Source organism: Erwinia sp. PME.40.26/001, from assembly GCF_055556675.1.
This window is the reverse complement of sequence record NZ_JBVHNP010000001.1, coordinates 952542-972709: the sequence shown is the minus strand read 5'-3', so window position 1 is coordinate 972709 and position 20168 is coordinate 952542. Positions and strand designations below refer to the sequence as shown.

15 protein-coding genes and 1 tRNA gene are annotated in these 20168 nt (G+C 59.5%); 9 read left to right on the top strand and 7 right to left on the bottom strand.

The window, feature by feature from the left end:
* Nucleotide 1: 1 nt before the first annotated feature.
* From pcaF to ACZ3HG_RS04780, 4 genes are all read right to left on the bottom strand, one after another.
* Nucleotides 2-1204, bottom strand: a complete 1203-nt coding sequence (gene pcaF / locus ACZ3HG_RS04795) for a 3-oxoadipyl-CoA thiolase (RefSeq protein ID WP_191937036.1) — start codon at nt 1202-1204, stop codon at nt 2-4.
* Nucleotides 1201-1866: a 3-oxoacid CoA-transferase subunit B gene (locus tag ACZ3HG_RS04790; RefSeq protein ID WP_191932663.1), complete on the bottom strand. Its 666-nt coding sequence runs from the start codon at nt 1864-1866 to the stop codon at nt 1201-1203. Before ACZ3HG_RS04790 ends, pcaF begins: the two co-directional genes overlap by 4 nt.
* 1 nt (nt 1867) lies before the next feature.
* Nucleotides 1868-2563, bottom strand: coding sequence for a 3-oxoacid CoA-transferase subunit A (locus ACZ3HG_RS04785; protein WP_191932662.1), 696 nt, complete (start codon nt 2561-2563; stop codon nt 1868-1870).
* Between the two features lie 115 nt (nt 2564-2678).
* On the bottom strand, nt 2679-3593 hold the full coding sequence (locus ACZ3HG_RS04780) for a LysR substrate-binding domain-containing protein (protein ID WP_465332056.1): 915 nt from the start codon (nt 3591-3593) through the stop codon (nt 2679-2681).
* Nucleotides 3594-3704: 111 nt separating this feature from the next.
* Here ACZ3HG_RS04780 and ACZ3HG_RS04775 point away from each other — a divergent pair, with 111 nt between their 5' ends.
* From ACZ3HG_RS04775 to catA, 3 genes are all read left to right on the top strand, one after another.
* Nucleotides 3705-4817, top strand: a complete 1113-nt coding sequence (locus ACZ3HG_RS04775) for a muconate/chloromuconate family cycloisomerase (RefSeq protein ID WP_465332054.1) — start codon at nt 3705-3707, stop codon at nt 4815-4817.
* A gap of 15 nt (nt 4818-4832) precedes the next feature.
* Nucleotides 4833-5123 carry a muconolactone Delta-isomerase gene (gene catC, locus ACZ3HG_RS04770; protein WP_191937039.1) on the top strand — a complete coding sequence of 97 codons (291 nt, stop codon included), beginning with the start codon at nt 4833-4835 and terminating at the stop codon, nt 5121-5123.
* A 103-nt stretch (nt 5124-5226) separates the two neighbouring features.
* Complete coding sequence (gene catA / locus ACZ3HG_RS04765; protein ID WP_465332052.1) at nt 5227-6147, top strand: catechol 1,2-dioxygenase; 921 nt, start codon at nt 5227-5229, stop codon at nt 6145-6147.
* A 95-nt stretch (nt 6148-6242) separates the two neighbouring features.
* On the opposite strand, the gene putA is transcribed toward catA, so the two are convergent.
* Complete coding sequence (putA, locus tag ACZ3HG_RS04760) at nt 6243-10190, bottom strand: trifunctional transcriptional regulator/proline dehydrogenase/L-glutamate gamma-semialdehyde dehydrogenase (protein ID WP_191932657.1); 3948 nt, start codon at nt 10188-10190, stop codon at nt 6243-6245.
* Between the two features lie 442 nt (nt 10191-10632).
* Between putA and putP the strand changes: the two genes are divergently transcribed.
* The 6 genes from putP (at nt 10633) to phoH (ending at nt 18503) form a co-directional block, all read left to right on the top strand.
* Entirely contained in the window at nt 10633-12117 is a 1485-nt protein-coding gene (putP, locus tag ACZ3HG_RS04755) for a sodium/proline symporter PutP (protein ID WP_191932656.1), read from the top strand.
* A 204-nt stretch (nt 12118-12321) separates the two neighbouring features.
* Nucleotides 12322-13662, top strand: a complete 1341-nt coding sequence (locus ACZ3HG_RS04750) for a histidine phosphatase family protein (RefSeq protein ID WP_465332050.1) — start codon at nt 12322-12324, stop codon at nt 13660-13662.
* Between the two features lie 195 nt (nt 13663-13857).
* On the top strand, nt 13858-14691 hold the full coding sequence (gene efeU, locus ACZ3HG_RS04745) for an iron uptake transporter permease EfeU (protein WP_191932654.1): 834 nt from the start codon (nt 13858-13860) through the stop codon (nt 14689-14691).
* A 57-nt stretch (nt 14692-14748) separates the two neighbouring features.
* Nucleotides 14749-15876, top strand: a complete 1128-nt coding sequence (efeO, locus tag ACZ3HG_RS04740) for an iron uptake system protein EfeO (protein WP_191932653.1) — start codon at nt 14749-14751, stop codon at nt 15874-15876.
* A 6-nt stretch (nt 15877-15882) separates the two neighbouring features.
* Entirely contained in the window at nt 15883-17166 is a 1284-nt protein-coding gene (efeB, locus tag ACZ3HG_RS04735; RefSeq protein ID WP_465332047.1) for an iron uptake transporter deferrochelatase/peroxidase subunit, read from the top strand.
* Between the two features lie 548 nt (nt 17167-17714).
* Nucleotides 17715-18503, top strand: a complete 789-nt coding sequence (phoH, locus tag ACZ3HG_RS04730; protein ID WP_191932651.1) for a phosphate starvation-inducible protein PhoH — start codon at nt 17715-17717, stop codon at nt 18501-18503.
* Between the two features lie 50 nt (nt 18504-18553).
* On the opposite strand, the gene ACZ3HG_RS04725 is transcribed toward phoH, so the two are convergent.
* Together ACZ3HG_RS04725 and ACZ3HG_RS04720 are read right to left on the bottom strand one after the other, a co-directional pair.
* Complete coding sequence (locus ACZ3HG_RS04725) at nt 18554-19294, bottom strand: NADPH-dependent oxidoreductase (protein WP_465332046.1); 741 nt, start codon at nt 19292-19294, stop codon at nt 18554-18556.
* A 628-nt stretch (nt 19295-19922) separates the two neighbouring features.
* Nucleotides 19923-20010: transfer RNA gene (locus ACZ3HG_RS04720), tRNA-Ser, on the bottom strand.
* Nucleotides 20011-20168 lie beyond the last annotated feature (158 nt).

Sequence of the window (20168 nt, the reverse complement as noted above, 5' to 3'; positions counted from 1 at the left end):
GTTATGCCCTCTCCAACATCAGGGCGATGCCCTGACCGACGCCGATACACATGGCGCAGAGCGCGTAGCGGCCCCCGCCTTCCTGCAGGGCCCAGGCGGCATTCATCACCAGCCTGGCCCCCGATGCACCCAGCGGGTGACCCAGCGCAATGGCCCCCCCGTTCGGGTTCACCCGCCCGTCATCATCCGGCAGCCCCAGCGCACGGGTCACGGCCAGCGACTGGGCAGCAAAGGCCTCATTCAGTTCGAACACGTCAACCTGCCCGAGGCTGAGCCCTGCACGCGCCAGCACCTTGCGCACTGCCTGCACCGGGGCAAAGCCCATGATCGTGGGTTCAATACCGGTGACCGCGCTGGTGATGATGCGGGCCAGCGGCCTCAGCCCGGACTGCTTCAGGCCGCGATCGCTGGCCAGCAGCAGCGCACAGGCGCCGTCGTTCAGGCCGGAGGCGTTGCCCGCCGTCACGCTGCCCTGTGGGTTAACCACCGGCGGCAGCGTGGCCAGCGCCTGCAGCGAGGTGGCCCGGGGGTGTTCATCCCGGGTGACCCAGTGCGCTTCTCCTTTTGGCGATGAGACGCAGACCTTCATTACCTGGCTGGCGTAAAACCCCCTGTCGCGTGCGGCAGCGGTAAGACGCTGACTGCGCAGGGCGAAGGCGTCCTGGTCTTCCCGGCTGATGCTGAAGCGCAGGGCAACGTTTTCTGCCGTCTGCGGCATCGTCTCAACGCCGTACAGGGCCTTCATTTGCGGGTTAATCAGCCGCCAGCCCATGGTGGTATCTTCCAGCTGCATCTGCCGGCTGAAGGGGTGTGCGGCCTTGGCCATCACGTAGGGCGCGCGCGACATGCTCTCCACGCCCCCCGCAATCATCAGGTCAGCGTCGCCGGCGCGCAGGGCTCTGGCCGCCGTGGCCACCGCGTCCAGGCTGGAGCCACACAGGCGGTTCAGCGTGCAGCCGGGGACGGAAGTCGGCAACCCGGCCAGCAGCAGTGCCATGCGGGCCACGTTGCGGTTGTCCTCGCCGGCCTGATTGGTGCAGCCCAGCAGCACATCGTCCAGCAGGCTCCAGTCCAGCGCCGGGTAGCGCTGCATCAGGCGGGAGATCGGCAGGGCGGCCAGGTTATCGGTACGCACCGTGGCCAGACAGCCGTTCAGCTTGCCGAACGGGGTGCGGACAGCATCACAGAGCCAGGCGGCGTTCATTGCGCTGTCCCCGGCGTCAGGTCAAACGTCAGTTCAGCGGGCGTCACTGCCTGGAGCTGCTCAGGGGTGATACCGCAGTGAAGTTCGCGCACCACCAGGCCCGCCGGAGTAATGTCCATCACTGCCATATCGCTGTAAATCCGGCGGATACAGGCGACGCCGGTCAGCGGATAACTGCACTGCCTGACGATTTTACAGACGCCACTTTTGGTCAGATGTTCGGTCATCACTATCACCTGGCGCGCACCGATAGCCAGGTCCATCGCCCCGCCCACCGCCGGGATCGCCTCCGCTTTGCCGGTGCTCCAGTTAGCCAGGTCACCCCCGGCGGAAACCTGGTAGGCCCCGAGCACGCAGATATCCAGGTGACCGCCGCGGATCATGGCGAACGAGTCCGCGTGGTGGAAAAAACAGCCCCCGGGCAGCAGGGTAACCGTCTGTTTACCGGCGTTGATCAGTTCGGGATCCTCGTGACCGGCGGCCGGGGCCGGGCCCATACCGAGGATGCCATTTTCGCTGTGCAGAAAAATGTCTTTATCGGGCGGAAGGAAATCCGCGATGCGGGTTGGCAGGCCGATGCCCAGGTTGACGTACGAACCTTCCGGTATATCCCGGGCGATGCGGGCGGCCAGCCCGTCATGACTGAGTCTGGCAATCTCCATTTCAGGGGTGTCCTTCTGTGGCAGCGGGCAGCGACCGGGAGGCGACCACCACGCGTTGTACAAAAATGCCGGGGGTGACGACCGCCTCCGGATCCAGCGACCCCAGCGGCACCTGATGGTGGGTTTCCGCGATGGTGCAGTCGGCCGCCATGGCCATAATCGGATTAAAATTACGGGCGGCTTTATTGAACGTCAGGTTCCCCCAGCGGTCGGCGCACTCCGCGCGTATCAGCGCATAGTCGGCCCGCAGCGGCAGTTCAAAGACGTACTGACGTCCGGCAATGTCGCGCACTTCCTTGCCTGTCGCCAGTGCGGTGCCCACGCCGGTGGGGGTGAATATCCCGCCCAGGCCGGCCCCCCCTGCCTGGATACGGGCCACCAGGTTACCCTGCGGTACCAGTTCCAGGTCGATGTCGCCCCGGCGGTAAAGGCGGTCAAACACCCACGAGTCCGGCTGGCGCGGGAAAGAGCAGACCATTTTTCGCACACAGCCCGCGTTGAGCAGGGCGGCCAGCCCGTGGTCGCCGTTACCCGCGTTATTGCTGATCAGCGTCAGCCCGCGGGGGCGGCGGCGGACAAGGGCATCCAGCAGCGAGCAGGGCTGGCCGGCGGGGCCAAAACCGCCGATCATCACGGTGGCGTTATCCTGGATATCTGCGACGGCAGCGTCAGCAGAAGAGCAGCTTTTGTCGATCATGTTTATTCCTGAGCAGGCAGACAATGTTGACAGGGGCCAACTTATGAGATGAAAAAATTGTCAGCAAGGGCGAAAAGAGCGAAGTGTCGCGCAGGGCATCACAGGCCTGGGGGCGTTACCCCCCCGCAGGTCTGATATAGGGGATATTGCGCTCCTCATACAGCTGGTAAATCAGGCGCAGAAGCCGGGAAATATCCTCTGACCGGTCCTGCTGGCGGGTGCTCATCACCACCGGTGAAAACAGTTCAGGCTCCGCCAGCGGCCGGTAAACCACCGCATCGCGCTGCAGGTTCTGAAGGCACGCCGGGACCAGCGCGGCGCCCTCGCCGGCGGCAGCCAGCGCGAGGGCAAGCTGAAATCCGGCAACTTCGACAATACGGCCTGGTGCAAACGCGTTAGCACGGCAGGCCTGCAGCAGCGGGTCAGCCGGACCCGGCTGCGGTGCCTGCGGGCAGACCAGCAGGGTGTCCCTCCGCAAATCGTGCAAGGTTAACGCCGCTGCGCCGGCCAGCGGGTGGTGATGCGTCATCGCCACCATCAGCGGTTCCTGGCGCAGAGTGATCTGCCGCAGCCCTGTATCACCGTCACAGTGGCGACCAAACCCGACGTCGATAACCCCGTCTTTCAGCGCCAGCCCCTGTTCAGCGGCTGCCGTTTCCTGCAGATGAAGGGCCACCTGCGGCAGATCGGCACGAAAGCGCTGCAGGATCGGCGGCAGCATGCCGTACAGCGTTGAGGCGGCCACCCCGAGGGTGAGCGTGCGTCCGGGCTGGCCGATGCGCCGGGTCATCGCCTTCAGCTCCCGCGCCCCGGCAAGTAACTGCACGGCGTGATAATAGAAAAACCGTCCTGCCCCGGTCAGCGCCAGCGGACGCGATGCCCGGACAAACAGCTCCGCCCCGAGATCGTCTTCCAGCTGGCGTATCTGGCGGCTTAACGGCGGCTGGCTGATATGCAGGCGCAGGGCCGCCCGGCTGAAGTTTTTCTCTTCTGCAACGGCTACAAAATAGCGTAAGTGGCGCAGTTCCATGGCGATACCTTCCGGGTATGAAGATCAGTTGAAATGGGTGTTGGACGCCTTTTTACAGGACGGTATAGGGTCATCTTCATGGCAAACTGACCCGGCTGTTGGACAAAAAATATGATCATTGACTCCGTGGAAACCCTGTTATTAGACGTGCCCGCCATCCGCCCGCATCGCCTGTCAATGACCACCATGAAGGTGCAGACCCTGGTACTGGTGCGCATGGTCTGCGACGACGGGATCACCGGCTGGGGCGAGGCGACCACCATCGGCGGTCTGAGCTATGGCGAAGAGAGCCCGGAAAGCATCAAGGCTAATATTGACGGCTGGCTGGCACCGCTGCTGATTGGTCAGGATGCGCAACGGGTCGCCCCGGCGATGGCCCGTCTGGAACGCGCGGTGAAGGGCAACCGCTTTGCCAAATGTGCGCTGGAAACGGCGCTGATGGATGCGCAGGCCCGGCGGCTGAATATCCCGCTCAGCGAGCTGCTGGGAGGGCGCATGCACGAAGCGCTGCCGGTGGCCTGGACGCTGGCCAGCGGCGATACCGGCAAAGATATTGCCGAGGCGCAGAAAATGCTGGATCTGCGGCGGCATCGTATTTTCAAACTCAAAATCGGCCTGCGCGATGTCAGTGCCGATATTGCCCACGTGCTGGCTGTCCGGCGGGCGCTGGGGGAGCAGGCCTGCCTGCGGGTGGATGTCAATCAGGCCTGGGACGAGCGGGAGGCGGAGCAGGGAATGGCCGCACTGGAATCCGCCGGCATTGCCGCCGTTGAGCAGCCGATCCGGGCGGAAAATCACGCCGGACTGGCGCGGCTTGCGCGCCGCTTCAGCCTACCGATCATCGCTGACGAGGCCCTGAACGGCCCGCAGGATGCCCTGACGCTGGCCAGCCGGGCGGCAGCAGACGTATTTTCCGTCAAGATCAGCCAGTCAGGAGGGCTGACGGCCGCCCGCCAGGTCGCTGATATTGCCCGCCTGCACGGTATCGCCCTGTACGGCGGCACCATGCTGGAGGGGGCACCGGGTACGGCCGCATCGGCACATCTGTTTTCCACCTTCAGCGAAATGACGTTTGGCACCGAACTGTTCGGGCCGCTGCTGCTGACGGAGGACATTCTGACCACGCCGATGGTCTGGCGCGACTTTATGCTGCAGGTTCCTGCCGGCCCGGGGCTGGGCATTGATATTGACACCGACAAAGTGGCGGCACTGCGTCGCCGATGAGAGAAGGAGTGACTTATGTTGTTTCACGTCAGAATGGACGTCTGCCTGCCCCACGCCCTGCCGCAGCGAGAGGTGGCGTCCTTAAAAGCCGAAGAGAAGGCGCGGGCACAGGCTTTGCAGGCCAGCGGCCAGTGGCGTCATCTGTGGCGCATCGCCGGGCAGTATTCCAACATCAGCCTGTTTGACGTGGCGTCCGTGGAGGAGCTGCATCAGTTACTTTCCACGCTGCCGCTTTTTCCCTGGATGCAGATTCAGGTGATCCCGCTGTGCCGGCATCCGTCTTCGGTCCGCGAGGACGATCGCTAGCGCACCCGCTAACTGTACCCTACTGCCCCCTGTCTGCGGCCGCAGAGCCGCGCCCTGCTTCACCGGCAACAGGGGGTATAACAACCTGAAAGGGAGTTGCACTATGGACAAGCAAGAAATCGGCATACTGGTTCAGCGTTTTATTGTTAAAACGGCCAGAGGAGAGGTCAATCCCCGTGTGCAGCAGGTGACGGTCCGCCTGCTCACTGACCTGTTTAACGCCATCGAGGATCTGGACCTGCAGCCCGGTGAAGTGTGGAAAGGGCTGGAGTATCTGGCCGACTGCGGTATGGCTCATGAGATGGGCCTGCTGGCCGCCGGGCTGGGGCTGGAACGGTTTATTGATATCCGCTCGGATGAGGCAGAAGTTCGTGCCGGGTTACAGGGCGGGACGCCGCGCACCATCGAAGGGCCGCTGTATGTCTCCGGCGCGCCGGTGTACCACGGCTTTGCGCGGCTGGACGACGGCACGGAGGAGGAGAAAGGCGAGGTGCTGTTTATGCAGGGCACCGTACGTGATGAAGAGGGCAAGCCGCTGCCGCGTGCCAGCGTCGAGGTCTGGCACGCCAATACCCTCGGTAACTACTCCTATTTTGATAAGAGCCAGCCCGCATTCAACCTGCGGCGGACTATCATGACCGACGATAACGGCCGTTACCAGCTGCGTACCATCATGTCTGCGGGGTACGGCTGTCCACCGGAAGGCCCCACCCAGCAGCTGCTGAACAGACTGGGGCGTCATGGCCGCCGGCCGGCCCATATTCACTTTTTTATCCGGGCTCAGGGCTGCCGGATGCTCACCACCCAAATCAATATCGATGGCGATGAGTATCTGTGGGATGATTTTGCCTTTGCCAGCCGGGAAGGGCTGGTACCGAAGGTACATAAAATCACAGCGGCCGGGGCGCTGGCCGTGAAAAAACTGACCCGGCCATTCTTCTCGATTGATTTCGACTTCACCCTGTATGGTGATCGCGACAGCATGCCGGGGACAGAGGTCGATCGCCAGCGGGCACATGCCTGAGGGCAATAAAAAAGGCTGCCCGCAATAATGAGGGCAGCCCGGTTGGCGCGGATACCTTCCGCCAGAGGACGGCCCTGACGGGCCGTTTTGCTGTATCAGCCGATGGTCATCAGACTGGCATTTCCGCCTGCAGCGGCCGTATTGACGCTCAGTGAACGTTCCAGCAGCAGGCGTTCCAGCAGCAGATTGGTCTCCCCACGGGCAAAGCCCTGTACGGAAATAATCGCGCCGTCGCGGGCGGCCACGGCCTGACAGAGGTCGCGCAGCTGGTCAGCATCGCCGTGGTAAATCACCGCGTCAACGGTACGGTTTTCCAGCGGCTGTGCGGCAAAGGCAATCCGCTGCTGAACCTGTGCCGGCAGCTGTTGCCACAGGCTGCGGTGCAACTCATCGTCAGACCATAGCGCATGACTGCCCACTGCGGTGACTGCAGCCAGCTGGACCAGCGCATCCTGCTCGTTATCTGCCAGGCACAGCACCCGCTCACGCGGCAGCAGGGCGAAGGTGTTGCGTTCGCCCGTTGGACCAGGCAGCAGGCGCACGGTGCCCCCCTGGCCCAGTTCGGCAAAGCGCGCGCAGCAGGCCGCCAGGTCCGGGCGGTCGGCGGCCCACTCACTCAGCGCCTGATGCGCTGCCAGCAGGGCCGGTCGCAGAGCCGCATCCACCGGGCGCTCTTTATCCTGGCGGTTAAGGGTGACACTCAGCGCATTGTCCGGGCGGTGTGACAGCAGACGATACAGGTAGAGCGGTCCTCCGGCTTTCGGCCCGGTACCCGACAGGCCTTCGCCACCGAACGGCTGCACGCCCACCACGGCCCCGACCATGTTCCGGTTCACGTAGAGGTTACCAACGTGGGCCTTCTGTACCACCTGATGGATAGTTTCATCAATGCGGGTATGCACGCCCAGCGTCAGGCCGTAGCCGGAAGCGTTGATCTGATCGATGACCTGCGGCAGCGTGTTGCGGGCGTAGCGCACCACGTGCAGCACCGGACCGAAGATCTCTTTGTCGAGATCTTCCACTTTATTCAGCTCAATCAGCGTTGGCATCACAAAGGTGCCGGTCTGCCATTCACGACGGCCCGGGGCCTGCGGCTGTGCCGCCTGGAATACGGTGAAGCCCTTACTGCGCATCGACTCAATATGCTGCTCAATGCCTTCTCTGGCCTCGGCATCGATCACCGGGCCAATATCGGTAGAGAAGCGCTCCGGGTTACCCATACGGCACTCGGCCATCGCGCCGCGCAGCATTTTCAGCGTATGTTCGGCCACGTCGTCCTGTACGCACAGCAGGCGCAGGGCAGAGCAGCGCTGTCCGGCGCTGTCGAAGGCAGAGGCCACGATATCCGTCACTACCTGTTCGGTCAGTGCAGAGGAGTCAACAATCATCGCATTCATGCCGCCGGTTTCCGCCACCAGTGGCGTCGGGCGGCCCTGCGGGTCAAGACGTCCGGCCAGGTTGCGCTGCAGTAGCGTGGCGACGGCAGTGGATCCGGTAAACATCACGCCGCGTACGCGCTCGTCCTGAACCAGCTGCGCCCCCACGGTTTCACCCGTGCCTGGCAGTAGCTGCAGTGCGCCTACGGGGACGCCTGCTTCATGCAGGATAGCCACGGCCTGGGCGGCAATCAGCGGGGTCTGTTCCGCCGGTTTGGCCAGTACGCTGTTACCGGCGGCCAGGGCGGCCGCGATCTGGCCGCTAAAGATGGCCAGCGGGAAGTTCCACGGGCTGATGCACACCACCGGGCCTAACGGGCGGTGGGTTTCATTGTCAAAATCATCGCGCACCTGGCCCGCGTAATAGTGCAGGAAGTCCACCGCCTCGCGCACCTCCGCAATGGCGTTACTGAAGGTCTTACCGGCTTCACGCACCAGAATGCCAATCAGGCTCTGCATCTGGCCTTCCATCATTACCGCCGCGCGCTCCAAAATAGCGGCGCGCTCCTGCGGTGGGGTGGCGAACCAGATCGGGCCGACGCTGACCGCCGCATCCAGGGCAGCCGACACCTCGTCTGCGGTGGCGCTGCGGACGTAGCCGACCACGTCGCCCGGCTCCGCCGGATTGATCACCGGGCTGCTTTCACCCGAAGCCAGCGGGGCATCGATGACCGGCTGCACCTGCCAGCTCTGGCTGGCGCTGTTAAGCAGGGCGCTGGACAGCGAGGCCAGGCGATGTTCATTCGCCAGGTCCAGCCCGGCGGAGTTCTGCCGATGCTCACCGTACAGCGCGCGCGGTAACGGAATTTTCGGGTGCGGCAGGCCGACCGCGCCTTCGCTGCGCGCCAGCGCTTCCACGGCGGCGACCGGATCGGCGACCAGCTCGTCCAGCGGCAGGGTGGCATCGGCAATGCGGTTGACAAACGAGGTGTTCGCACCGTTTTCCAGCAGGCGGCGAACCAGATAGGCCAGCAGTGTTTCATGCGTGCCCACCGGGGCATAGATACGGCACGGGCGATTCAGCTTGCCGTCGGCGACTTTCCCCACCACCTGTTCGTACAGCGGCTCACCCATCCCGTGCAGGCACTGGAACTCATACTGTCCCGGATAGTAGTTGTTGCCCGCCAGCTGATAAATCGCCGCGAGAGTATGGGCGTTATGGGTGGCGAACTGCGGATAAATCAGGTTTGGTACCGCCAGCAGCTTGCGGGCGCAGGCGAGATAGGAGATATCGGTATACACCTTACGGGTGTAAACCGGATAGCCTTCCAGCCCTTCAGTCTGGGCGCGTTTGATTTCGCTGTCCCAGTACGCGCCTTTTACCAGGCGGATCATCAGGCGGCGGCGGCTGCGCTGGGCAAGATCGGTCAGATAGTCGATGACCATCGGGCAGCGTTTCATATAGGCCTGGATGACGAAGCCGATGCCGTTCCAGCCTTCCAGTTCCGGCTCGAAGCAGAGTTTTTCCAGCAGGTCGAGCGACAGCTCCAGGCGGTCGGCTTCTTCGGCATCAATATTAATACCGATGTCATAGCTGCGCGCCAGCAGCGTGAGGGATTTCAGGATCGGATACAGCTCTTCCATTACGCGTTCGTACTGCGCGCGGCTGTAGCGGGGGTGCAGGGCGGACAGTTTAATAGAGATGCCCGGGCCTTCATAAATACCGCGTCCGTTGGAGGCTTTACCTATGGCATGGATCGCCTGCTGGTAGGAGACCAGGTAGGCTTTGGCATCCTGCGCGGTCAGCGCGGCTTCACCAAGCATATCGTAGGAGTAGCGGAAACCGGTCTCTTCCAGCTTGCGGGCATTGGCCAGCGCTTCGGCAATGGTTTCCCCGGTGACAAACTGCTCACCCATTAGCCGCATCGCCATATCCACCCCTTTGCGGATCAGCGGTTCGCCGCTTTTACCGATAATGCGGTTAAGCGAGCGCGACAGGTTGGCTTCGTTATGCGTGGCCACCAGACGACCGGTAAACAGCAGGCCCCAGGTGGCCGCGTTGACAAACATCGATGGGCTGCGGCCCAGGTGGGAGTGCCAGTTACCGTTGCTGATCTTATCGCGGATCAGTGCATCCCGCGTCGGCTTGTCGGGAATACGCAGCAGGGCTTCCGCCAGGCACATCAGTGCCACCCCTTCCTGAGAGGAGAGTGAGAACTCCTGCAGCAAGCTTTGCACCATGCCGGCGCGGCCGCCTGCCCCTTTCTGGTGCCGTAGCTTATCGGCCAGCTGCCAGGCAAGGCGGTGCGTCGGCTCGGCCAGCGCCTGCGGTAAACGGGCCTGCTCCAGCAGCATCGGCACCGCTTCGGGTTCCGGGCGACGCCAGGCCGAGGTGATGGCAGCGCGGGCCACCGACTGCGGCAGGATCTGCTCGGCAAAGTCGAGGAATGGCTGGTGCGCCTCGTCCTGCGGGCGTTCGTCGCTTTCTACCGTGGCGGCACCGGCCGGGATTTCAGCCAGCGCGGCTCCCTGCTCAATCTGTTGCAGATAGTTGAAGATCGCCTGCTTAATCAGCCAGTGCGGCGTACGATCGATCTGTAGCGCGGCCTGTTTAATCCGGTCGCGCGTTGCGTCGTCCAGTTTCACGCCCATGGTAGTTGTGCCCATGCCTTACAGCTCCTGAATCAGTGGATAACAAATGACAGAATGCAATATCACTGATGTTGCAACTTTGTGCAACCTCGTTAAATGTGACCCTATCCTCATTCTTTAAAACTGCCTTTTTGTTAACGCCAAAAAAGCGGCATGGATATTGCTGCAAGAATCCCGCCAGGTGTGAATTAACCCTGCAAGCCCTGGTTTTAATAAGGTTGTTGTGCGGGTGCAACCCGATGAAATGTGATGCAGTGCAACCTGCCAGCAATTAGTCGTAACAACCTGGTGAAATGAATGTGCAAGCTGTGTTAAATCGTTTGTGCCACACAGCCGTTTACGGCAGGATACCGCCCCCGGCTGGATGCCAGACCCAGTGCGCGCCTTTGCTACGTTCCGGCAAGTGCCGCCTATGCAGCCTCCCGCTGTGGAAACTAATAATAAGTGGAGAACCTGAATGACTGTAAGTACGCCAATGATGGTGACATTTTGTATTTATATTCTCGGCATGGTGTTGATTGGTTTCATCGCTTACCGTTCAACGAAAAACTTTGACGACTATATTCTGGGTGGCCGCAGTCTGGGCAGCTTTGTCACCGCGCTCTCTGCGGGCGCATCAGACATGAGCGGCTGGCTGCTGATGGGCCTGCCGGGGGCGATCTTCCTGTCCGGTATCTCCGAAAGCTGGATTGCCATCGGCCTGACTCTCGGGGCCTACCTTAACTGGAAAATTGTCGCCGGGCGGCTGCGCGTGCAGACCGAACATCACGACAATGCCCTGACCCTGCCGGACTACTTCTCCAGCCGCTTTGAAGACACCAGCAAGCTGCTGCGGGTGATCTCCGCGCTGGTGATCCTGGTGTTCTTCACTATCTACTGCGCCTCCGGCGTGGTGGCTGGCGCACGCCTGTTCGAAAGCACCTTCGGCATGAGCTATGAAACCGCCCTGTGGGCCGGTGCGGCGGCGACTATTGTCTACACCTTTGTTGGCGGTTTCCTCGCGGTCAGCTGGACCGATACGGTGCAGGCGACGCTGATGATTTTCGCACTGATCCTGACGCCGGTGATGGTTATTCTGGCCGTCGGTGGCCTGGATGATGCGATGACCGTCATCAGGGCGAAGAGCATCGAGAACGTCGATATGCTGAAAAACCTCAACATTGTGGCCATTATTTCCCTGCTGGGCTGGGGCCTGGGTTACTTCGGTCAGCCGCATATCCTGGCGCGCTTTATGGCGGCAGACTCTCACCGCTCAATTCGAACCGCCCGCCGTATCGGGATGACCTGGATGATCCTGTGCCTGGCCGGTGCCGTGGCCGTGGGCTTCTTTGGTATCGCCTACTTCCAGAACCATGTGGAGCAGGCAGGTGAGGTGTCGCAGAACAGCGAGCGTATCTTTATTGAACTGACCCGCATTCTGTTCAACCCGTGGATTGCCGGTGTGCTGCTGTCGGCCATTCTGGCAGCGGTGATGTCGACCCTGAGCTGCCAGCTGCTGGTGTGCTCCAGCGCCCTGACGGAAGATCTGTATAAGAACTTCCTGCGTAAAGGTGCCAGCCAGCGCGAGCTGGTGTGGGTAGGGCGTATGATGGTACTGCTGGTGGCGGCCATTGCTATTGCTCTGGCGTCAAATCCGGACAACCGCGTGCTGGGTCTGGTGAGCTACGCCTGGGCCGGTTTCGGTGCGGCATTTGGACCGGTGGTGCTGCTGTCACTGGTGTGGAAGCGCATGACGCGCAACGGCGCACTGGCCGGTATGATCGTCGGTGCCGTGACGGTGCTGGTCTGGAAGCAGTGGGGCTGGCTGGATCTCTACGAGATCATCCCGGGCTTCCTGTTCGCCAGCATTGCCATTGTGGTATTCAGCCTGTTCGGCAAAGCGCCATCTGCCGCTGCACAGCAGCGATTTGATGCCGCTGAAGCGGAATACCAGGCCGACTAAGGCCGTTCCTGTCCGCTGGTACCGCCCGGTGCCAGCGGATCTTTTCCTCTGATCCCCGTTTTTCCCTTTTTCCGCCTCAGCCCGTGTCGACCCATCAGATTCTGCCAGCATTAACGAATAAGTGGCAAACCGCTCAAGGCTGACAGGGCGCTTTTATTCCTACACTCCGCAGTGAACGTCTCAATCACTACACGGAGTTCTCTCATGAGAAATGGATTTAACGCGTTGAACCGCAGCCTGCTGTCAGCAGTGCTCCTTATTCTGCCCTTACTGACCTGTGCAGCACCGAAGAATACTGAGGACGATGGCGTGCTGCGTTTCTATCTGGTGCGCCACGGGCAGACCCTGTCCAATAGTAAAGCGATGACAATTGGCGGAGGCGGCAATGCCGAACTCACGGCGAAAGGACGTTATGATGCCAGCAGCCTCGGACTGGGACTGGCTGACATTCCCTTTATTGCTGCTTACAGCAGTACCCTTGGCAGGGCATTCCAGACGGCAACCCTGATCCTGCGCGACCGTAATATAGCAGTGACGCAGATTGATGGACTGAAGGACATCTCCTGGGGGGCGGCGGAAGGGGGGCGCATTGATGATCTGACCGCACAGTTTGGTCATTCCGGTAATGATTTTGCCTTCTACTTTGGCCGCCCAGATGATGTTGATTTTGTCTCTCCGGTGCAGGCGGAAAATATGGCGGTTTTCTCTCATCGCTTCGAGAGCGCTTTGCGTGCTATTGCCCGGCAGCACAGGGGAGAAAGTGGCAATATTCTGGTTGCCGCGCACTCTTCGATGGCATTTTATCTGCAAAAGTACCGGCCAGACCAGCCGTTATCGGGTCTGGCAAACACCAGTGTATCGGTGCTGGAGTGGCGAAAGGGGGCGTTCAGGCTGGTCGATTTTAATAATACGGCCTTGCTGCAATCCGGTTACCTGAAGGCAGCCGCACTGGCACCGCTGGAAATGACGGTCGTGGTCAATTCCCTCACCCGGCTGAAGCAGTCGGGTGTCATGGAGGGAACCTCTGATTCTGATTTTTCAGCGGCCGGCGATCGGGCCAACCAGCGTCTGGCTGAACATCTGCAAAAGATGGCGTTTATCGGGGCCTGGAGCAGTGAACTGGGCAGGGCGGTGAAAACATCGCAGGCAGTCATGTTATCGCACCACCAGCAGGTAGTTCAGGATAAACGACTAAATGAACTGTTCCTCGGGCCGTGGGAAGCAGAAAAGATAGCCACACTGCGCACCCTCAGCGCGGCAGAGCCGCTGTTTTCCCCGGGTAAAAGGATCAATGCTGTCCCTGCAGAGCAGGGAGAACGCGGTGAGGTGGCCGCAGCGCGGTTAGATGAGGTGTTGTCACAGATCGGCTATCAGTACGAACACAGTCAGGGACGGGTCGCGGTCTTTACCCATCCGCTGATACTGGACGCTTTTCTTAGCAAGCGCATGCCAGGCTATCTGCCTCCGCCCTGTGAGGCGGCGTGTATTCTGACGCTGACCTATAAGAACGAGGCGTTTCAGGTCAAAGAGGCCCTGACCTTCTGAATCGAAGATTAATTTACCGGGCCAACAGGTTGTTGGCCCCACTGGGTTACATTTGCTTAAATTTTACCCCCCGCAAAACGCGAAAATAAGCCCGCGCCATCTTGTATTTCCTTAGCCGATAATGATAATCGATATCGTTCTTATTTTACTTATCTTTACTGAAATTGACCGGGTTTCACATTTGAGGTGTCAGGCATGTTTGTCCCGTTTCTGATTATGTTACGTGAAGGGCTGGAGGCGGCGCTGATTGTCAGCCTGATCGCCAGCTATCTGAAGCGGACGCAGCGCAGCCAGTGGTTTCCGGCCATGTGGACGGGCGTTTTTGTGGCGGCGGCCCTGTGCCTTGCTCTCGGCTGGTTTATCAATGAAACCACCGGAGAATTCCCGCAGAAACAGCAGGAGCTGTTTGAAGGGCTGGTGGCCGTGGTCGCCGTGGTGATCCTCACCTGGATGGTGTTCTGGATGCGTAAGGTGTCGCGCAATGTGAAAGCCCAGCTCGAAGATGCCGTCGACAGCGCATTACAAAAGGGCAACAGCAGCGGCTGGGCGCTGGTCATGATGGTGTTTCTCGCCGTGGCGCGTGAAGGCCTGGAATCCGTATTCTTCCTGCTGGCCGCTTTCCAGCAGGATGTCGGTTATGCGCCGCCGCTGGGGGCGATGCTGGGCCTCGCCACGGCCGTGGTACTGGGCATGCTGATCTATTGGGGGGGCGTACGCCTGAACCTGGCCAGCTTCTTTAAATGGACCAGCCTGTTTATCATTTTTGTCGCCGCCGGGCTGGCCGCGGGGGCAATACGGGCCTTCCACGAGGCCGGTCTGTGGAACCATTTCCAGTCGGTGGCGTTTGACTTCAGCCACACCCTGACCACGCACAGCGTCTTCGGCACCCTGCTGGAAGGGCTGCTGGGCTATCAGGAAGCCCCAAGCGTGAGCGAAGTGGCCGTCTGGTTTATCTATCTCGTTCCCGCGCTGCTGCTGTTTATGATGCCTGCGCGAACCGTTGCACCCTCTGCGCGCACCACGCGCTGAATCTGGCCGCGCAGGTCACCGACCTGCCGCTTATAACACTTAGACTGGGATGACCCTATGACCACTCATTTTCGCCGTCAGGCACTGAATGCTGCCCTGCTGGCGGCGCTGACCACCTCCGGCGCTGCGCTGGCTGCGGATATTCCGCAGGTCAACGTCAGCGTAAACGACAAGCAGTGTGAACCGATGTCCCTGACGGTTGATGCGGGTAAAACGCAGTTCATCATCAAAAACAACAGCCAGAAAGGGCTGGAGTGGGAGATCCTGAAAGGGGTGATGGTGGTCGAAGAGCGTGAAAATATCGCGCCGGGCTTTACGCAGAAGATGACGGCGAACCTGGAAGCGGGTGAATACGATATGACCTGTGGCCTGCTGAGCAACCCGAAAGGTAAGCTGATCGTCAAAGCCAGCGGCAGCAAAGTCAATGACGGCAAGCCGGATGTGCTGCAGCTGGTAGGCCCGATTGCCGACTATAAGCTGTATGTCACCAAAGAAGTGGAACAGCTGGTCGCCGGAACGAAAGCCTTTACCGATGCGGTAAAAGCGGGCGATGTGGAAAAAGCCAAAGCCCTGTTCGCCCCGACCCGCCAGCACTATGAGCGTATCGAGCCGATTGCCGAGCTGTTCTCTGACCTGGACGGGGCGATTGATGCCCGTGAGGACGACTTTGAGAAGAAAGCAGAAGACCCGAACTTCACCGGCTTCCACCGTTTAGAAAAAGTCCTGTTCGCCGACCACACCACTCAAGGGCTGGATAAGTATGCTGACCAGCTGTACAAAAATGTGCTGGAGCTGCAGACCCGCATCAGTGAGCTGGCGTTCCCGCCGGGTAAAGTGGTGGGCGGTGCCGCCGGTCTGATTGAGGAAGTGGCTTCCAGCAAGATCTCAGGTGAGGAAGATCGCTACAGCCGCACTGACCTGTGGGATTTCCAGGCCAACGTTGATGGCGCACAGAAAATTGTTAACCTGCTGCGTCCGCTGGTGCAGAAAGCGAATCCGCAGCTGCTGGCGAAAGTGGACGGTAACTTCAGGAAGGTGGATACCATTCTGGCGAAGTACCGGACCAAAGATGGCTATGAGTCTTACGATAAATTAACCGATGCTGACCGCACGGCGCTGAAAGGTCCGATTACGGCACTGGCCGAAGACCTGGCGATGCTGCGCGGTACGCTGGGTCTGGATTAAGCACACATGGCAAAACCTGTTGATGATGTAGCGCTGGCGTCACGCCGGCGCTTGTTGAAAGGGATGGGCATCCTCAGCGGTGCCCTGGCACTGGCGGGCGGATGCCCGGCTCATGCCGAGGTCGACGAGAAAACGTCCTCCCCGGGCACGCTGTCTCCGGGTGCCCGCCAGGAACGCCAGCCGTTTTATGGTGCGCACCAGGCGGGGATCACCACCCCGCAGCAGGCGGCAATGATGCTGGTCGCCTTTGATGTGCTGGCCAGTGACAAAGCCGATCTGGTGCGTCTTTTCAGGCTGTTAACCGACCGCATTGCGTTTCTCACCACCGGCGGTAAAGCGCCGCTGGTGACCAACCCGCAGCTGCCGCCGATGGACTCAGGCATTCTGGGCGATGATATTTACCCGGATAATCTGACGATTACCGTGTCGGTGGGAAGCTCACTGTTTGACGAACGTTTTGGTCTGGCTGCACTCAAGCCGCTGAAACTGCAGCGGATGACGCGCTTCCCGAATGACTCGCTGGACGCCAGTCTGTGCCACGGCGATCTGCTGTTGCAGATCTGCGCCAACACCAATGACACCGTGATCCACGCGCTGCGCGATATTATCAAGCATTCACCGGATCTGCTCAGCGTGCGCTGGCGGCGGGAGGGCTTCATCTCTGACCATGCTGCACGCAGCCGGGGCAAAGAGACGCCGATCAACCTGCTGGGGTTTAAGGATGGCACGGCTAACCCGGACAGCAGCGATGATCGCCTGATGGACAACATCCTGTGGGTTAGCAAAGGGCAGGGCGAACCGGCGTGGGCAGTGGGCGGCAGCTATCAGGCGACGCGCATCATTCAGTTTCACGTCGAGTTCTGGGACCGCACGCCGCTGCGTGAACAGCAGACAATATTTGGCCGGGAGAAACACAGCGGTGCGCCGCTGGGTATGTATCATGAGCACGATGTCCCGGACTATACCCGCGATCCCGACGGCGATGTCATCCCGATGGATGCCCATATTCGTCTGGCTAACCCGCGCACACTGGAAACACAAAGCAGCCTGATGCTGCGCCGGGGGTACAGTTATTCCCTGGGGGTGTCTAACGCCGGACAACTGGAAATGGGTCTGCTGTTTGTCTGTTATCAGCACGATTTAGAAAAAGGTTTTCTTACCGTGCAGAAACGTCTCAATGGCGAAGCGCTGGAAGAATATATAAAACCGATTGGCGGGGGATATTTCTTTGTGCTACCCGGCGTGCCGGATGCACAGCACTTCCTGGCCCAGGGATTGCTCGAAGCCTGATTGTATTTAGCGGATTAATCTTAATCCGCTCTCTTTACCCTGACCTCATCCCCTGTGCGTTGACATCAATAAAACCTCTCTGGTTAAAAAGCACTCAATCACGTCAAAAAACCGCCGCCATAAAAATAAATTCCTGTAGCTAATATGATGATCTAAAACGCTTTCATACAAGTGTAATAATAACGTTAAAAAAAGTGTTGCAATTTTTAGCTAATATGAAGAATATGAATTTGCTGTTGATTTTCGCATATAGTTTTCCACTCTGGAGATAGCGAATGCAGAAATCCTTTACCGGATCGTTTTATCAAAAGTCTCATTTCGCAAAACTTTGCGGGGAATACATTTCCTCTTCAGCTTTCTCTTCTTTTACAACTCAACGGCGTTTCCATTCCTTTAACCCTTTCCGGTGTTCAACAGACATGTGTTCTGGAGTGCATTCGTTTCAACGGCCAGACAAGGCTTAAAAGGAAGCCACGACCTCTAAAGCGTTCACGTAATCGCATCGACATAACGGATGCGGGAAATGAAACCAACTGTAAGGTGCCACTATGGGAAGACAGAAAGCAGTGATCAAAGCGCGTCGTGAAGCAAAACGTGTGCTTCGTAGCGATTCACGCAGTCACCGTCAGCGTGAAGAAGAGTCGGTCACCTCGCTGGTGCATATGGGTGGGCTGGATTCGATTGGCATGGCACGCGATACGCGCGACCACTCGGCCATTGAAGCCAGAAATGAAGCTCAGGCGCACTATCTCCATGCCATAGAAAATAAAAAACTGATTTTCGCCACCGGCGAAGCAGGCTGCGGTAAAACCTGGATCAGCGCGGCAAAAGCCGCTGAGGCCCTGATACATAAGGATGTCGACAGGATTATTGTTACGCGTCCGGTATTGCAGGCGGATGAGGATCTGGGATTCCTTCCCGGGGATATCTCTGAGAAATTTGCGCCATACTTCCGGCCGGTCTATGACGTTCTGGTTAAACGTCTGGGTTCGTCCTTTATGCAGTACTGCCTGCGGCCTGAGATTGGCAAAGTGGAGATCGCTCCCTTTGCTTACATGCGCGGCCGCACCTTCGAGAACGCCGTGGTGATTCTGGATGAGGCGCAAAACGTCACCGCTGCCCAAATGAAAATGTTCTTAACCCGACTTGGGGAAAACGTCACGGTGATCGTCAACGGGGATATTACCCAGTGTGACTTACCGGCGCATGTGAAGTCCGGCCTCAGCGACGCGATGGCGCGCTTTGAGGAGGATGAGATGATTGGCGTCGTGCGTTTTGATAAAGAGGATTGCGTGCGTTCCGAACTTTGCCAGCGCGCGCTGCAGGCTTACAGCTAATACCCATTTATGCAGACAAAAGCCCGGCGCATGCCGGGCTTTTTTTATGCTTATTTATCGATGCCAAAGCCCTGCTGCAGGATAGCGGGCTGAACGTCCGGGAAATAAATATTCTGGTAATAGCTGGCGGTATTGTTACCCCAGTTATCGCCATCCTCGCGCCCGGTGCTCTGCCAGTGAGCGACCAGCACCTGGTTATAGGCCTTGATGACGTCTGGCAGGATCGCCGCGTCGTAACGCTCGTGATGGCGGAAACCCGCCAGCGACATGCGCGGCTTCTGTACGGCCGGCTGGTCAATATAACCCAGTACCACGCCGGCGACCGGGAACGTCAGGTCGGGCAGGTTAAGCAGTTCGACCATGGCCTGCGGTTGACGACGGATACCGCCGATAGGCACCACGCCAAGGCCGTGAGAGCGGGCAGCGGTCATCACCGCACCCAGGGCAATACCGATATCGGTGGCCCCGGAAATCAGGCTCTCCAGGCTTTCATGAGCAATCTGCGATTTTCCTTCTGCTTCAATACCCAGCTGGCTTTTATACATATCCAGTACGAAGGTGATGAACACTGGAGCCTGGGCGATCCACGGCTGGCCGCCGGCAATTTCGGCAATGCGGGCGCGCGTGGTGGCGTCACGAACCACCACCAGAGAGACCTGCTGCGAGTTAACGGATGTGGGCGCACGCCAGGCCGTTTCGATGATGTCTTCCAGCACGGCATCATCAATAGGTTTATCAAGGTAGCTGCGATCGCTGCGATGGCTTTTCAGCAGTTGAGTGACTTCATTCATGGGGTAACCTGGTTGGGATTAAGAGTGGCGCAAGGTGCTAAGAATAGTGAAGGTGGGGACAATCCAGTAACCCGTTTGTGCGGCCGATCACATTTTGTACGGCACGACACGGCATCGCAGGTCTGCGGGCAGCCTGCGGCTGTGCAAAACGGCTGTCCTGCCGTTTTGTCGACCCCTTGCGGGGGTTCTTCACGCCCTCTCTGGCCGTGCCACAGGCAAAAAAAATGCCTGAACTTTCGCTCAGGCATTCTCTTGAAATAGGGTGGTGAGAGAGGGGGCTCACGCGCGCCATCCCTGGCGCTCGCCCTGCGGGCAGCCTGCGGCTGTGCAAAACGGCTGTCCTGCCGTTTTGTCGACCCCTTGCGAGAGTTCTTCACGCCCTCTCTGGCCGTGCCACAGGCAAAAAAAATGCCTGAACTTTCGCTCAGGCATTCTCTTGAAATAGGGTGGTGAGAGAGGGGGCTCACGCGCGCCATCCCTGGCGCTCGCCCTGCGGGCAGCCTGCGGCTGTGCAAAACGGCTGTCCTGCCGTTTTGTCGACCCCTTGCGAGGGTTCTTCACGCCCTCTCTGGCCGTGCCACAGGCAAAAAAAATGCCTGAACTTTCGCTCAGGCATTCTCTTGAAATATGGTGGTGAGAGAGGGGTTCGAACCCTCGATACGTTGCCGTATACACACTTTCCAGGCGTGCTCCTTCAGCCACTCGGACACCTCACCATATTTTTACTGCTGTCACCCGCAGGGGGCAACGGGGCGCTACTATAGGCAGTCGCGGTTAATGGGTCAAGCAGTATTTTTCCCTGTGGTTCTATTCGCTTAACCCATGAGCAATCAGAGAAAACAGCCCGTTATGACGATCGCCCGTGAAACCTGAT